Annotated in this window: 12 protein-coding genes; 2 read left to right on the top strand and 10 right to left on the bottom strand. The window is 64.4% G+C overall.

Going from position 1 to position 14,640, the window contains the following annotated elements; translation table 11 throughout:
• Nucleotides 1-56: 56 nt before the first annotated feature.
• From XI06_RS24230 to XI06_RS24215, 4 genes are read right to left on the bottom strand one after another with little or no spacing between them, the layout of a single operon-like run.
• Nucleotides 57-893 (bottom strand): fumarylacetoacetate hydrolase family protein, encoded by an 837-nt coding sequence (locus XI06_RS24230; RefSeq protein ID WP_237862123.1) that lies wholly within the window; start codon nt 891-893, stop codon nt 57-59.
• 29 nt (nt 894-922) lie between these two features.
• The gene (locus tag XI06_RS24225; RefSeq protein ID WP_377802677.1) at nt 923-2,251 is read right to left on the bottom strand and encodes an MFS transporter; all 1,329 of its coding nucleotides are present in this window, start codon (nt 2,249-2,251) and stop codon (nt 923-925) included.
• A 34-nt stretch (nt 2,252-2,285) separates the two neighbouring features.
• Nucleotides 2,286-3,857 carry a bifunctional 3-(3-hydroxy-phenyl)propionate/3-hydroxycinnamic acid hydroxylase gene (locus tag XI06_RS24220; protein ID WP_237862119.1) on the bottom strand — a complete coding sequence of 524 codons (1,572 nt, stop codon included), beginning with the start codon at nt 3,855-3,857 and terminating at the stop codon, nt 2,286-2,288.
• A 41-nt stretch (nt 3,858-3,898) separates the two neighbouring features.
• A complete protein-coding gene (locus XI06_RS24215; RefSeq protein ID WP_237862117.1) occupies nt 3,899-4,795 on the bottom strand; it encodes a VOC family protein in 897 nt (298 codons plus the stop codon).
• A gap of 205 nt (nt 4,796-5,000) precedes the next feature.
• On the opposite strand from XI06_RS24215, the gene XI06_RS24210 reads away from it, so the two are divergent.
• Nucleotides 5,001-5,714: a GntR family transcriptional regulator gene (locus XI06_RS24210; protein ID WP_237868797.1), complete on the top strand. Its 714-nt coding sequence runs from the start codon at nt 5,001-5,003 to the stop codon at nt 5,712-5,714.
• Between the two features lie 19 nt (nt 5,715-5,733).
• On the opposite strand, the gene XI06_RS24205 is transcribed toward XI06_RS24210, so the two are convergent.
• The 3 genes from XI06_RS24205 to XI06_RS24195 form a co-directional block, all read right to left on the bottom strand.
• The gene (locus XI06_RS24205) at nt 5,734-5,946 is read right to left on the bottom strand and encodes a hypothetical protein (protein WP_237862113.1); all 213 of its coding nucleotides are present in this window, start codon (nt 5,944-5,946) and stop codon (nt 5,734-5,736) included.
• A gap of 261 nt (nt 5,947-6,207) precedes the next feature.
• Nucleotides 6,208-6,384 (bottom strand): hypothetical protein, encoded by a 177-nt coding sequence (locus XI06_RS24200; RefSeq protein ID WP_237862111.1) that lies wholly within the window; start codon nt 6,382-6,384, stop codon nt 6,208-6,210.
• 106 nt (nt 6,385-6,490) lie between these two features.
• Nucleotides 6,491-8,227, bottom strand: coding sequence for an adenylate/guanylate cyclase domain-containing protein (locus tag XI06_RS24195; protein WP_237862109.1), 1,737 nt, complete (start codon nt 8,225-8,227; stop codon nt 6,491-6,493).
• A gap of 326 nt (nt 8,228-8,553) precedes the next feature.
• Between XI06_RS24195 and XI06_RS24190 the strand changes: the two genes are divergently transcribed.
• Entirely contained in the window at nt 8,554-10,752 is a 2,199-nt protein-coding gene (locus XI06_RS24190; RefSeq protein WP_237862107.1) for a lytic transglycosylase domain-containing protein, read from the top strand.
• Nucleotides 10,753-10,765: 13 nt separating this feature from the next.
• Here the strand turns inward: XI06_RS24190 and XI06_RS24185 are convergent, their stop codons facing one another.
• The 3 genes from XI06_RS24185 to lpdA all read right to left on the bottom strand — a co-directional run bounded on the left by XI06_RS24185 (nt 10,766) and on the right by lpdA (nt 14,617).
• The gene (locus XI06_RS24185) at nt 10,766-11,737 is read right to left on the bottom strand and encodes a tripartite tricarboxylate transporter substrate binding protein BugD (protein WP_237862105.1); all 972 of its coding nucleotides are present in this window, start codon (nt 11,735-11,737) and stop codon (nt 10,766-10,768) included.
• 86 nt (nt 11,738-11,823) lie between these two features.
• A complete protein-coding gene (locus XI06_RS24180) occupies nt 11,824-13,065 on the bottom strand; it encodes a threonine synthase (RefSeq protein ID WP_237862103.1) in 1,242 nt (413 codons plus the stop codon).
• Between the two features lie 130 nt (nt 13,066-13,195).
• Nucleotides 13,196-14,617, bottom strand: coding sequence for a dihydrolipoyl dehydrogenase (gene lpdA, locus XI06_RS24175; RefSeq protein ID WP_237862101.1), 1,422 nt, complete (start codon nt 14,615-14,617; stop codon nt 13,196-13,198).
• Nucleotides 14,618-14,640 lie beyond the last annotated feature (23 nt).

The raw sequence follows: 14,640 nt of genomic DNA, 5'->3' as shown, positions 1-14,640 counted from the left end.
GCCCAGTGAATCCTGCGCAGCAGCGGCGCATAGGCCGTCGTCAGGTCCGGGAAACATCAGGCTTCGTCGGCAATCCCGTTGCGGAGCAGGCCGACCTTGTCGATCTCGACCTCGACAACGTCGCCGGCTTTCATCCACAGCGGCGGCGTACGCCGCGAGCCGACGCCACCCGGCGTGCCTGTCGCGATGACGTCGCCGGGCTCGAGCCGGGTGAACTGCGAGCAATATTCGATCTGGCGCGGGATATCGAAGATCATCTGGTCGATGGTGGTGTCCTGCACCACCTCGCCGTTGAGCCGGGTCTGCAAGCGCAGCGGACCGACATCGCCGACCTCATCAGGTGTCACCAGATAGGGACCGAAGCCGCCAGTCGACGGAAAATTCTTACCCGGCGTAAACTGGTGGGTGTGGCGTTGATAGTCGCGCACGCTGCCCTCGTTGTAGCAGGCATAGCCGGCGATGTGGCCCCAAGCCTCGCTCTTCTGAATGTAGCGGCCGGGCTTGCCGATGATGATCGCGAGCTCGCCCTCGAAGTCGAGATGGGTCGAGACCTTCGGGCGGATGATGTTGGTGAGATGTCCGGTCTGGCTGTTGGCGAAGCGCCCGAACACGGTGGGATTCTCAACCTCGGTGCGGCCCGTCTCCTTGCGATGGTTCTCGTAGTTCAGACCGATGCAGAGGATCTTGTCGGGGTTCGGAATCACCGGCAGGAATTTGATCTTCGCCAGCGGATGGCGCTTCGCGCCAATCGCTGATTTGGCCGCCTCGGCAAGCGCGCCGGCCGCAATCGCCGATTTCAGATCGGGATAGCGATTCCCAAGATCGGCCACGCTATCGCCCTCCACCAGGCCCCACGAGGCGGTGTTGTCGATTTGAAAGCTTGCGAATTTCATGTGGTGTCCTTGACGTTTGAAGCGGTCGATCAGGTCGACGTGGCGGGAAGAATGGTAGCCGAAGGTGATCGCGAAGAGGCCTTGGCAAAACGCGCGATGGTCCGCTCCGGGAAGATGAGTGCAAACGCGGCAACCGCACCGACGATGAGAATGCCGGCAGTGAATGTCATGGCGTGAGCATAGCCGAGCGCGCTGTTGCTGCCCGCCTCGCCGACGATCCATCCGGTCAGCGCGTTCGAGAATAGGGCCGATGCCGCATTGCCCGAATAGATCACGACGATCAGCCGGCCGCGCTGGGCCGCCGGCGCCACGGCGCCGAGTGCCACCGGGCCGAAGATCGTGGTCAGGCTTGGCGCGGCGAAGGCGATGGCCACGCAGGCGAGCTGAAGGGCGCCCGAGGTTACGATGCTGAGCAGCAGCGCACAGCCTGCGACCAACAGCGCCAATCCCGAGGCGTTGCCGAGACACGCGCGCAAGCTCCAGCCGCGACGCTGAAGGACCTGCGTGACCCAGGAACCGCTGAGCAGCAGCGGCGACTGGAACATGTAGATAGCCGAAATGATCCAGCCGACATCGGTCGGCTTGTAGCCGAGCCCAAGCTGGAGGAACGGCGGCAGCCACGTCGCGGAGATACCGACGATCCAGTACGACATGGTCGACATGATGATGACGCCGATCACCGTCGGATCACACCACAACAGCCGCGCCGGCACGTTCGGCGAGGCCGCAGGTGCATCGTGGCCCGCACTCGCGGCGGCGTAGGGCCCCTCCCCGCCGATGACGCTCCAGGCCACCATCCAGGCGATGCCGAGCAGGCCGCAAACCAGAAAGCCCGTGCGCCAGCCATGACTAAGGATCACATAGGTCAACAAGGGGCCGCCGGCCAAAAGGCCCACGCTGATCCCCTGCAAGACCACGGCGCTCGGGACACTGCGCTTGTCGGCGGGAAACCAATTGTAGCAGGCATGCAAGGCCGTCGGCAGGCCGGGCCCCTCGCCCGCGCCGAGCAGAATGCGGCAGACGACCAGCACCATGACAGAGCTCGAGAAGAACACCGGAAGCTGCGTCGCCGACCAGATGGCAGCGAGCAACATCAGGATCCATTTCACGGGGAAGCGGCCGACGACGAACAGTCCGACGGCCATCCCCGAGAGCGAGAATAGTAGAAAGAAGCTGCTGCCGATGAGGCCGAATTCCTTCGGGCTGAGCGATAGCTCCTTCATCATCGGTACCGCCGAGAGGCCGAAGACCAGCTTGTCGAAGAAATTGATCGTCTGAAACAGAAACAGCATGATGAGAACCGCGTAAGCGCGTGCAGGCACCGTGGGCCCCGTCGTCAAGCTCTCCGATGATGGCATCATTTCCCCCTGTTGCATTTTGTCGTTGTTTTGTTCATCGCAGCTTTGCCGCGAGATCGGACAGCATCGCCGCGAGTCCGGCTTCGTCGGCCGCGACGCCGTAGACGTAATGATCGGGGCGCACGATGGCGGCCGCGCAGGCATGCCGCGTGAACCAATCCGTCACCACGCCACTCTCCTCCCGCATGACATCCGGCCCCTGATCCTGATCCGCGTCAGCGATGGCGATCAGGCGCAAGCCCATCTCCGCCGCGCGTGCCGCGATCGCGCGTGATCGCGCCAAGGCGCTGTCGCCCCTCAGCACGAGCCGCCATCCAACGCCGCATGTCGCGTCGAGCAATTGTCGGCCCCTTGATGTCACGAGCCATGGCTGGGGAAACAGCGTGCCACTGGCGGCATGCGGCACGTCGGCGCGCAGACCGCAGCTGAGCGGCGGCACGATCTCCTGACGGGTGATGGTGCGCGGCATGCCGCCGCCTTCGGCGAGGATGCGGACATCACGGGCAGCGGCCGCTTCCGGATCGCGCTCGCAGATGACGTGGCCGATCGCCTTGATGCGCGTCGTCAGCTCACGGACGTGAGCGCTGCGCTCCTCCTGATAGGTATCGAGCAGCGCCGCGCCTGACTCTCCGTCCAACACGCGCGCAAGCTTCCAGACCAGATTGGCGACATCGCGAACGCCCTGGCACATGCCCTGGCCAATGAACGGTGGCTGCTGGTGGGCGGCATCTCCGGCAAGAAACACGCGCCCTTCACGCCATTTGCTTGCGACAAGGGCGTGAAAGCGATAGCTCGCCGCCCGCCAGAGCGTCGCATCGTCAGGCGTGAGCCAGCGTGCGAGCAGCCGCCAGACCTGCTCGGGCTGCTCCATTGCGCGCGGATCCTCATCCGGCAGCAGCATGATCTCGAAGCGCCGATGCGAACCGGGTCCGACGATATAGGTGGTCGGCCGCGACGGATCGCAGAACTGCGCCGCCGTGCGCGGCAGCTTTGCGATCCCTGAAGCGTTGACCCGGAGGTCGACCACGAGCCAGGGCTCGTCAAACACCAGATCGTCAAAGCCGATGCCGAGCTGGCGGCGGACCAGGCTCGATGCGCCGTCGCAGGCGATGACATAGTCCGCCGAGACGTTGCGCGTGCCGTGCTCGCCGCACAGCTCGAGCGTCACGCCATCAGGCGTCTGATCGAGCCGCCGGAGCTCGGTGCCGAGCTCGACGACCACCGAGGGATAGGATCGCGCATGCGCGCGCAAGATCTCCTCGACAGGCGGCTGGGTAAACACCATGGTCGGGGTGTAGCCGAGCGGATAAGGCTCGCTCACCATGTCTATCCGCCGGATCAACTGGCCGTGCGCGCCGAAATGTTCCGACGCCGGAAACGGTCCGATGTGCGGAGCGAGCTGGCCGGCAATGCCGAGATTGTCGAACAGGCGCAGGATCTCGTGATCGAGCGCAATCGCGCGCGGCTTGTCGTAGACCAAGCGGTCGCGATCGACAGCCAGTGTCCGGATGCCTTGCGCGCCCAGCAGGCTGGCGGCGACAGCGCCTGACGGGCCGAAGCCGACGATAGCAACCTGGTACTCGTTCGCGCTGATCGAACCCGACACTGACCTCGATACCTCGTTTACGTGGTGATGGATCGTCGCGCTCACGGCGCGGCGTAGCGAACGGCTAGTTGCGCGGCCTTGACGTGGTCAGCCTTGGGCGGCGCGATGCCCCATTGATCGGTACGGCCCGGCGGCCAGACCCAATGATCCGGACCGCGTACGACATAGCTGTCGTCCACCTGCAGCACCTCGGCGGTGTATTCGATCACGGTGCCTACCGGATCAATGAAGTAGGAGAACACGTTGTCGCCCGGACCGTGGCGTCCGACGCCCCACGCAATCGGGAAGCCGGCGTCGATCATGCGCCCGGAGCCGCGCATCACCGTCTCGAGGCTCGGCATCAGGAAGGCGACGTGATTGAGTCCGTTGACTTTGGCGTCGGCAATCACGACCGCATGGTGGTCGCTGTTGCAGCGGACGAACGCCATCGCCTTTGAGCGATCCGTGAGCCGAAAACCGAGCGCCCGCTCGTAGAAGGCGGCGGAGCGATCGACATCCGTGCTGTTGAGATTGACGTGGGCCAGCCGCTCGGGCCGGTCACTTTGCAGTTGCTCCGGCGCATGACTGATGTCGCCGTGAACGAAACGCAGGATGCCGCCTTCCGGCGCGCGAATGGCCATCGCCACGCCGCCATCGGGCGCGTCGTTGGGCGCGGGTTCGCGGATCAGCTGGGCGCCTTCGGCGACCGCGTTGGCAGCTACGGATGCAAGATCATCGACGCTCGCCACGCGAAACGTCACGGCGCCAAGCTCCGGCAACTCGCTCTGATAGAGGGCCAGGACGTGATGGTCGCTGCCGGTCGCGCGGAGATAAACGACGCCGGCCGCTCGGGTGACCAGCGAAAGGCCCCAGACGTCGCAATAGAACCCCATGGAGCGGTCCAGGTCCGGCGTGCCGAGATCGACGCTGCGCAGCGCTGTCACCGGAAACCGGGGCATGAATGCACTCCTCCATCAGGCCACTGTCCGGGCCAGCCGGGCGTGGTTTTCTTGATCGCGGTCGCACCTTCACGAACCGACAACTTCCTTTTATTACACAAAATCATCTCTGCAATAGAAATTTATACATTTTTTGGAATCATCAGCAGATGTATATGATGACGAACCGTGAGCTGAGCGAACAACGGAGGCTGGAGCGGTGGAATTGACTACGGCGGCCCCCTTGCCCGCGCCATCGACGCAGGCGAGCCATGTCTATGACCGGCTGCGCGAGGATTTGTTGTCCGGACGCCTCGCCCCATCGCGCAAGCTGCAAATGCGGTTTCTGATGGAGACCTATCAGACCGGCCAAACGCCGCTGCGCGAGGCGCTCAACCGGCTGACCGCCGACGGACTGGTCGAGGTCCGCGAGCAGCGCGGCTTCTACGTCAAGGACGTCAGCCGCGCGGAGCTCGCCGAACTGACCAAGACGCGCTGCTGGGTCGAGGCGCTGGCGCTGCGCGAGTCCATGGCAGCGTCCACGCCAGCCTGGGAGGAACAGCTTGTCCTCGCCCAACATCGGCTGAGCCGCGTGCCGCGCTCGCTGAGTGCCACCGAGTTTGAGGACAATCCCGAATGGGAAAAGCTGCACCGCATCTACCATCGCACCCTGATCGGCCAATGCGGCTCGCAATCATTGATCGCGTTCTGCGGCCAGCTTGCCGACCAGCTCTATCGTTACCGTCGGCTGTCGATCAGCAAAGCCTTCCCCTCACGCCACGTCGGCGACGAGCATGCGGCAATCATGGAGGCCGTGCTGAGCGGCAATGCCGACCTGGCGGTGAAGCGGTTGACCGCGCACTATCAGCGAACGGCCGACGTCATCCTTCAGGACGAGGCCATTTTCCCGGAACTGCGGCGCGAGACAGCGCGCGGCTGAGACGACGCAGCGCCTTTCCTCACCGCGCGCCGTGGAGCGTGCAGGCGGTCGTGCAGGTCACGGTATTGCCGTGGTCGCACGCCTTGCAGGCGGCAACACACTGGTTCATGTCGCGGGGATTGTAGGAGGTGTAGCTGCGCATCGGGCAGAGCGGGGTCGAGCCGGTGACGTCCTGCTCCTGGTTGCAGGCTGCCGTCAAAAGCGCAAACAAGGCGACCGCAAGCAGACGCATGGGATGTCCAACCATCGGACGAGTGACGTTCGCGGGCAACGTTACACGGCAACCTTGCCCCAGGCATTCCCATCGCCGGGAACCGCAACGCGCGAATCCCCTGACCCCATTGAGGATGCGTCTCAAGTGTTAAGAACGGATTGCGATTGCACGACCTCTCGCACAGACACGGATGCGGAACATCGTGCCTCGTTCTTGGCCGCTTCTTGGCCGCTTCTTGGCCGCCTCTTGGCCGCCTCTTGGCCGCGCCTCCGGCCGGCGTCAGGCGGCGGCCCTGATCGCGATCGCCTGGCGCATGTCCACCGCCAGCTGACGGTACTGCTCCGAAAGCTTCAGGTAGAATTCGCGCTTGTTGCTGTCGGTCGCAAGCTTGGCAATCAGCTCGCATTCGGCGGTGAGCGTCTCGAAGCGCTCCAGCCTGTCCTCAAGTTCTGTCATCGGCGTGTCCCCATCAGACGCCTCAGGGACACCAAACCTAAGCCCGGAAAATGGGTCACGGCGAACATCGTTATGAAGTAGAATCAATTATTCCCGGCGCGGACAGCTATTTGCTGTCCATGCGCCAGGCGCCGTCCCAATCGGCCGCCGGCGGCGCGGTCTCGAACTGCGCGATGCGCGCAAGCATGGCCTGCGACGGGCCGTCGCCGGGGACGCTCTCCAGCGCCGCATTGAACGCGGTGCGGGCCTCAGTGAAGCGGCATGCGCGATAGGCGGCAAGCGCTTGGGCGTAGTGCGCGCGCAGCCCCTCCTGTGACGCGGTGAGCGCACCTGCCCTGCCCATCACCTCGAACACCGGCTGCGGCACACTCTGGCCGACCACCGCAAGGCGGTCGACCTCGCGCAATTCGAGCCCGGATCCAATCGCCTCGGCGGTCGCCTGCGAGATCAGGATTCGGGTACCGTAGACCTTGTTCGCGGCCTCAAGGCGCGAGGCGAGGTTCACGGCATCGCCCATCACCGTAAAGCTCATCATCAGCTCGGAGCCGATGCTGCCGGTCAGAACCTCGCCGGTGGCAATCCCGATGCGCAGGTCGCACGGCACCGGCATGGCGCGGATGCCAAGCAGGTCCGGCAGCTGCTTCTGGAGAGCGGGCACCTGGTCAGCCATGTCGATGGCGGACTGGCCGGCAAGCAGTGCCTGCTCGTCCTCCTCGACGAAGGGCGGGCCCCAATAGGACATGATGGCGTCGCCGATATATTTGTCGATCACGCCGCGGTTGTTCCGGATCGGGGCGGACATCACCGTGAAATAGTGGTTCATCACCTTGACGAGGCCCCGCGGGGTCATGCCTTCGCTCATCGAGGTGAAGCCGCTCATGTCAGAGAACATGATGGTCATCACCCGGCGCTGGCCATCGATGGCGACCTCCGGCCGGTCGATCAGGCCCTGCACCACCTTGGGATCGATGTAGCGGCCAAAGGTCTCGCGGATGCGCTCGTTGTGACGCAGTTGCTCGATCATGCGATTGAAGGCAGCCGCGAGTTCGCCGATCTCGTCCTGGGTCGAGACGGTGATGCTCTTGTCGAAGCGGCCGGCCTCGACCTCGCGGGCACCGGCGAGCAGCAGCCGCACCGGGCGCGTGATGCCGCCGGAGACGAGCAACGCAAAGGCAAATCCGACGACGGCTGCGAGCAGCGTCACGACGCCCGAAATGACGATCGCCTGATGCTGGCGACGGATCACCTGCGAGGTCGAGAAGAAGACCTGCGTCAGCATGTCGGCGCGGATTGCATCGACCTGCCGGTTGAATTGATCGCGCAGCACATCGAGCTGTTCCAGCGTGCCGCGGGCACCGGCCATCTCGTTGGCGTCGACCTGCTTGAGCAGTTTCGCGTTACCCTCGTCCAGATTGCGTCGCAACTCAGCGACGGCAGTCTCGATGCGGACGTCGAGCCGTGCCAGGGCGGCATTGTCGGAATATGTCCTTGGATCGTCGATGATCGCGTTGATCAGCTTGCGAGCGGTCTCGGCCTCCTCCTCGAACTTGCGGTCCAATGCCTGGAAGTCGCGAAGCCGCGCCGCGTAGGCCTCCTCGTCCGACGGCGATCCCATCCTGCTCATGACCATTTGCCGCAGCGCCAGCGCCCGCTCCAGCGAGCGGATGTTGGCGCGGGCCAGATGGCTATAGGCCGGGATGTAGCGATTGGTCAGCTCGTCCAGGAGAATGCCAACCTGGCTCGACATCACCATCGACAGGACCGAGGTGACGAGCATCAGGACGATCAATCCGAGGGCGATGCCGACGATCTTGCGCCGGATCGACTGGTTGAAAAGCGGCATGAGGTTCGGGCAAGGGCTGAAAGGAGGACGGATGGAACTCAATACACCGGATTTTCGCCGGGGAACACGCGCAATCGGGCTGTTTTGGCGCCGGGAGCGGTCCGCAACCGTCGCGCGAGGCCCTGCTCGTTAATAAAGGTTAAAGAAACTGCCACTTCCGCCATTTCGGAAGTTCCGCGAGTTCCAATCCGTATTTTGCCGCATTGTTGAACGAGCCTGAGGAATGCGAAACGATGTCATGGCATCGTTTTGGTGTCGTTCTTGATTCTCAAGCCGCATGTCGTCGCGGACCTTGGTTTGTAGTGGTTTCGCAGGGGGACCATCGAATGAACCAGTGCCTACGCTCGCTCGCGTGTGTCGTTGCCGTGGCCGCTTTGGCCCTTGTTCCCACCGAGCTGGCAGCGAAGAGCAGTCACAAATCATCTGCGTCAAAGAAAACGCACGAGGCAAAAACCGGCAGCAAGTCCGCTGGCAAGCAGCGGCATGCTGCATCGGGCAAGCACGGCAAACATGCCGAGGCCAAGCGCAAGTCGAAGAAGCAGGACGAGGAGCCTGCGGACAAGCCCGCGCCGCCGGCGCTGACGGGCGACCTCGCCGCGCTGAAGGACGCGATCGACCTCGCGCGCAAGGGCAAGACCGACGATGCGACCGCGGCGCGCGACCGCATTGCCGATCCGGCCGGACAAAAGCTCGCCGACTGGTTCATGCTGCGCCATTCCGAGAGCACCGCACCTTTCAAGCGCTACGCCGCCTTCCTCGCCGCCAATCCGGATTGGCCGAGCGCCGTGCTGCTGCGCAAACGCGCCGAGGCGCGCCTGTGGCAGGAGAAGAGCGACGCGGCCACCGTGCACGCCTTCACGATGGACCGGCCAATCAGCGCCAAGGGCAATTTTGCGCTGGCACGCGTGCTGATCGCCGAGGGCGACAGCGACAGGGCGACGCGCCTCGTGCGCGAGGCGTGGCGCTCGGAGGAATTGTCCGAGCGCAGCGAAGAGGATTCCTACGACGCGTTCCACGATTTGTTGCGGCCCGAGGATCATCGGGCCCGCATGGACAAGCGCCTCGGCGCCAAGGACTATGCCGGCGCAAGGCGCGCCGCAAAACGTCTTGGCGAGGATTCACTTGCGATCGTCAAGGCCTGCGCCGCCGTCAACGGCAAGGAGAACAAGGCCAAGGATTATCTCGAGGACGTGCCTCAAGACGCGCGCCGCGACCTCGGCTATGTGCTGTGCCGGGCGCAATGGCACCTGCAGAAGGACCACATCGACGATGCGGCCGAAGTGATCCTGGCTGCTGCGCCCGACACGATGGCCGTGCAGGACACCGATGCATGGTGGCGCGAGCGGCGTCTGCTCGCGCGAAAGCTGCTTGACCAGGGCAAATTCCAGACCGCCTACGACGTGGTGCGCGCGGCCGCCGTGCCGGCGATGGAGGTCTATCGCGTCGACTATCACTTCATGTGCGGCTGGATTGCGCTGCGCTATCTCGACGATCCCAAAGCCGCGATGACGCATTTCGCGGCGATCGACGAAGGCTCGGCCAATCCGATCGCGCTGTCACGGGGGTATTACTGGCGCGGCCGCGCGGCTGAAGCCATGGGAGCAGCCGCCGACGCGCAGCAGAGCTACAAGGCTGCCGCGCGCTATCCGACCGCCTATTACGGCCAGCTCGCCCGTGCCCGGCTCGGCCTCGAGGGGCTAGAGCTGCGCGCCCCCTCGCCCGTGCTGGCCGCCGCCGACACGCCGGCCGTGGATGAGCGCGTACGCGCCGCCGATATGCTCTATGCCATCGGGGAACGTGACACGGTGTTCTACTACGCCGAGGATTTTGCCAAGGAGAGCACCGACGTCGCCGCGCTCGGGGCGCTTGGCGAGCTCGCCGGCCAACGCAACGACGCGCGCGTGATGCTGGAGGTTGGCAAGTCGGCGCTGGCCCACGGCCTCGCGCTCGACCACTACGCTTTCCCGACCATCGGCATCCCTGAGCACAAGCAGGTCGCACCCGCGATCGAGACCAGCGTGATCTATTCGGTGGCGCGCACCGAGAGCTCGTTCAACCAGCGCGACAAATCATCGGCCAATGCCGTTGGCCTGATGCAGGTGACGCCGGAAGCCGGCCGCGACACGGCAAAACGCTTCGGCGTGACCTACGACTGGGACAAGATGGTCTCCGACCCCGTCTACAACACGCAGATGGGCGCGGCCGAGCTTAGCGCGCTGCTGTCGGAATATCGCGGCAACCAGATCATGACCTTCGCCGGCTACAATGCCGGCCGCGGCCGCGTGCGCGAATGGGTGCAGGCGCACGGCGATCCCAGAGATCCCAAGATCGATCCGGTCGACTGGGTCGAGCGCATCCCGCTCTCGGAAACGCGCAACTACGTCCAGCGCGTGATGGAGAACGTGCTGGTCTATCGCGCGCGGTTCGAGGGTAGCGGCGCGGTGGCCGGCAAGACCGACCAGCGCGTGGTGACGCAGGATGCCAGCGCCAAGGCGGTGCCGGTGGGGTTTGTGGGGCCGGAGTAGAAGCGGACCCTCCTCACTCCACGTTGATGTTCGCCGCCTTGATGATCGGCCACCACTTCGCGATCTCGGCCTTCTGCCTGACGCCGAGCGCCTCCGGGGTGAGCTGATCTTTCGGCGTCATCTCCAGGCCCTGGCTTTCGAGCTGCTTCCTCACGGCGGGATCGTTCAGCGCTTCCACGGCGGCGGCGTTGAGCTTGGCGACGATCTCCTTCGGCGTGCCCTTCGGCACCCACAGGCCCGACCACAGCGTCATGTTGAAGCCCTTCAGGCCCGCTTCATCCGCGGTCGGGATGTCGGGCGCCGAGGCGAGGCGCTTGTCGTCGGTGATGGCGTAGGCGCGAATGGTGCCGGCGCGGACCTGGTTGATGGAGTTGGAGGTCTGGTCGACGATGATGTCGATCTGGCCGGCGATGAGGTCGTTCAACGCCGGCGCCGTGCCGCGATACGGCACGTATTGCAGCTTGATGCCGGAGACGCTTTCGAAATAGACGCCGGCGATGTGGCTGCCGGATCCTGCGCCGGCCGTTCCCGCCGTCGGCGGCGTCGGCCGCGACTTCAGCCACTCCAGCAGCTCCTTCAGCGATTTCGCCGGCACCGCATTCTTGCTGACCACGATCATCGGATTGCTCGGCAAGAGCACCACCGGCTCGAGATCGGTGACGAGATCGTAGTTGAGCTTGTAGACGGCGCCGTTGGCGACATGGGTGCCGAGATGGCCGAACGAGATGGTGTAGCCATCAGGCGGCGAATGGACGGCGCGCCCCACCCCGATCGAGCCGCCGGCGCCGGTGACGTTCTCGATCACCAGCGCCTGGCCGAGCGACTGGCGCATCCGCTCGGCCAGCACGCGCGCCATTGCATCGGACGGGCCGCCGGCCGCGAAGGGAACGATGATGGTGATGGGATGCGACGGATAATCGTCGGCGCGCGCGACACTGGTGAGAGCGAGAATGCCGATCAGCCCGGCCCAGACAGCCTTCTTCATTGTGGTCTCCCGACGATATCATTCTTGTTCTTGTCTCTTCCCGCGTACGGGAAGAGCGATCGTTCGTGAAGAGACGAAATGACGCGTCAGAACTGCGCGTAATCGATCGGCTTGTGGCGGTCGAGCGTGCGGGTGACCGGCGGCAGCGGATATTTCAAGCCCGTGGCGCAGTTGAACAGCATGACGCGGTCAGTCTTCGAGACGCGGCCGTCGGCGAGGCTTTCCTTGTAGGCAGCATAGGTCGCGGCGCCCTCGGGGCACAGCAAGAGCCCCTCCTCGCGCGCGACCTCGTTCAGCGCCGACGAGATCTTGTCGTCATCGACAGCAATCGCAAACCCCTTGCTCTCGCGCACGGCGCGCAGGATCAGGAAATCGCCGATCGCTTGCGGCACACGGATGCCTGAAGCAATGGTGTGGGCGTCCTCCCAGCGCGTGGCGTGCTCGGTGCCGGCCTCATAGGCCCGCACCATCGGCGCGCAGCCGGAGGCCTGTACCGCGACCATGCGCGGGCGCTTGGAGCCGATGAAGCCGATCTTTTCCAGTTCGTCGAACGCCTTCCACATGCCGATCAGGCCGGTGCCGCCGCCGGTCGGATAGAAGATCACGTCGGGCACGTCCCAGCCGAGTTGCTCGGCGAGCTCGAGGCCCATCGTCTTCTTGCCTTCGATCCGGTACGGCTCCTTCAGCGTGGAGGTGTCGAACCAGCCGACCTTTGCCTTGCCCTCGCCGACGATCTTGCCGCAATCGTCGATATAGCCGTTGACGCGGTAGACGGTCGCGCCCTGGAGCTCGATCTCGCTGACATTCACCTCCGGCGTATCGGCCGGGCAGAAGATCGTGGTCTTGATGCCGCAGGATGTCGCGTAGGCCGCCAGCGCGGCGCCGGCATTGCCGTTGGTCGGCATCGCCATGTGCTTGATGCCGAGCGCCTTACCCATCGACACCGCCATCACGAGGCCGCGCGCCTTGAACGAGCCGGTCGGCAAACGACCCTCGTCCTTGACGATGATCTCGCCGCCGCCGAGCTTCTTGCCGAGCTTGGGCAGCCGGATCAGCGGCGTCGTGACCTCACCGAGCGAGACGATGTCCCTGCATTTGCGCACCGGCAAGAGCTCGCGATAGCGCCACATGTCGCCGGGACGCTGAGCGAGCGCGTCCCTGGTGAGCGCCTTCTTCACGCCGGCGAGGTCGTAGCGAACGAGCAGAGGCTTGCCCGCTTTGGAGAGGTTGTGGACCTGGTCGGCGGCGTAATGATCGCCCTCCATGGCGCATTCGAGATGCGTGACGAAGGTCGGGCGTTCGATGGTGAGGTTGTCGTTGTCGTGCATGGGGTGATTTCCTCTTCTTGTTTTGCAATCGGCTTTCTCTGCTCGTCATTGCGAGCGCAGCGAAGCAATCCAGGGTCTTTTCACAGAGGCAGTCTGGATTGCTTCGCTTCGCTCGCAATGACGGCGGTGGCTAAATATTCAACACCCGCCCGTACGCATCCAGCACCGCTTCCTTCATCATTTCCGACAGGGTCGGATGCGGGAACACGGTGTGCATCAGCTCTTCTTCCGTCGTCTCCAGGTTCATGGCGACGACATAGCCCTGGATCAGCTCGGTGACTTCAGCGCCGACCATGTGGGCGCCGAGCAGCTGGCCGGTCTTCTTGTCGAAGATGACCTTGACCAGGCCCTGGTCCTCGCCCAGCGCAATCGCCTTGCCGTTGCCGACGAAGGGGAAGCGGCCGACGCGGATCTCGCGGCCGTTCTCCTTGGCCTTGGCTTCGGTCAGGCCGACCGAGGCGACCTGCGGATGACAGTAGGTGCAGCCCGGGATCATCAGCTTGTCCATGGGATGCGGATGCAGGCCCTTGATCGCCTCGATGCAGATCACGCCCTCATGCTCGGCCTTGTGGGCGAGCATCGGGGGACCAGCGACGTCGCCGATGGCGTAGATGCCGGGGATGTTGGTCTTGCCGTAGCCGTCGATGACGATGCAGCCGCGGTCGGTCTTCACACCCAGTTTTTCGAGGCCGAGATTCTCGATGTTGCCGACGACGCCGACGGCCGAGATCACACGCTCGAATTCGGTGGTCACGGGCTTGCCCTTGCCGTCGTCGATGGTGGCAACGACGCTGTCGGCTTTCTTCTCCAGCTTGGTCACCTTGGTCGAGGACATGATCTTGATGCCCAGCTTCTCCAGGCGTTTGCGCGCGAGGCCGGCGATCTCGGCGTCTTCGACGGGCAGGATCTGCGGCAGCACCTCGACCACGGTGACGTCAGAGCCCATGGTATGGAAGAACGAGGCAAACTCGATGCCGATCGCGCCGGAGCCGACCACCAGCAACGACTTCGGCATCCGCTCGGGCACCATCGCTTCAAAGTAGGTCCAGATCAGCTTCTTGTCGGGCTCGAGCCCCGGCAGCACGCGCGGCCGCGCGCCGGTGGCGACGATGATGTGCTTGGCCTGATAGGCCCCCTCGCCCAGCGAGCCCTTCGGGCCCTCGACGTCGGACTTCTTCACGGTGATCTTGCCGGGCGCGTCGATCGAAGCCGCGCCCCAGATCACGCTGACCTTATTCTTCTTCATCAGGAAGCCGACGCCGTCGTTCAACCGCTTGGAGACGCCGCGCGAACGCTGCACCACGGCCTTCGGATCGAACGAGACCTTCTCTGCCGACAGGCCATAGTCCTTGGCGTGCTGCATGTAGTGGTAGATCTCGGCCGAGCGCAGCAGCGCTTTCGTCGGGATGCAGCCCCAGTTCAGGCAGATACCTCCGAGATAGGACTTCTCGACGATCGCGGTCTTGAAGCCGAGCTGAGCGGCGCGGATCGCGGTGACGTAGCCGCCGGGGCCGGAGCCGATGATGATGACGTCGAAGGATGTGTCGGCCATTGCGGCTCCCATTCAACTGAACT

Origin of the sequence: Bradyrhizobium sp. CCBAU 11434, from assembly GCF_028128895.1 — a bacterium.
Taxonomy (GTDB): Bacteria; Pseudomonadota; Alphaproteobacteria; order Rhizobiales; family Xanthobacteraceae; genus Bradyrhizobium; species Bradyrhizobium zhengyangense.
This window is presented reverse-complemented; position numbering and strand designations above follow the sequence as displayed.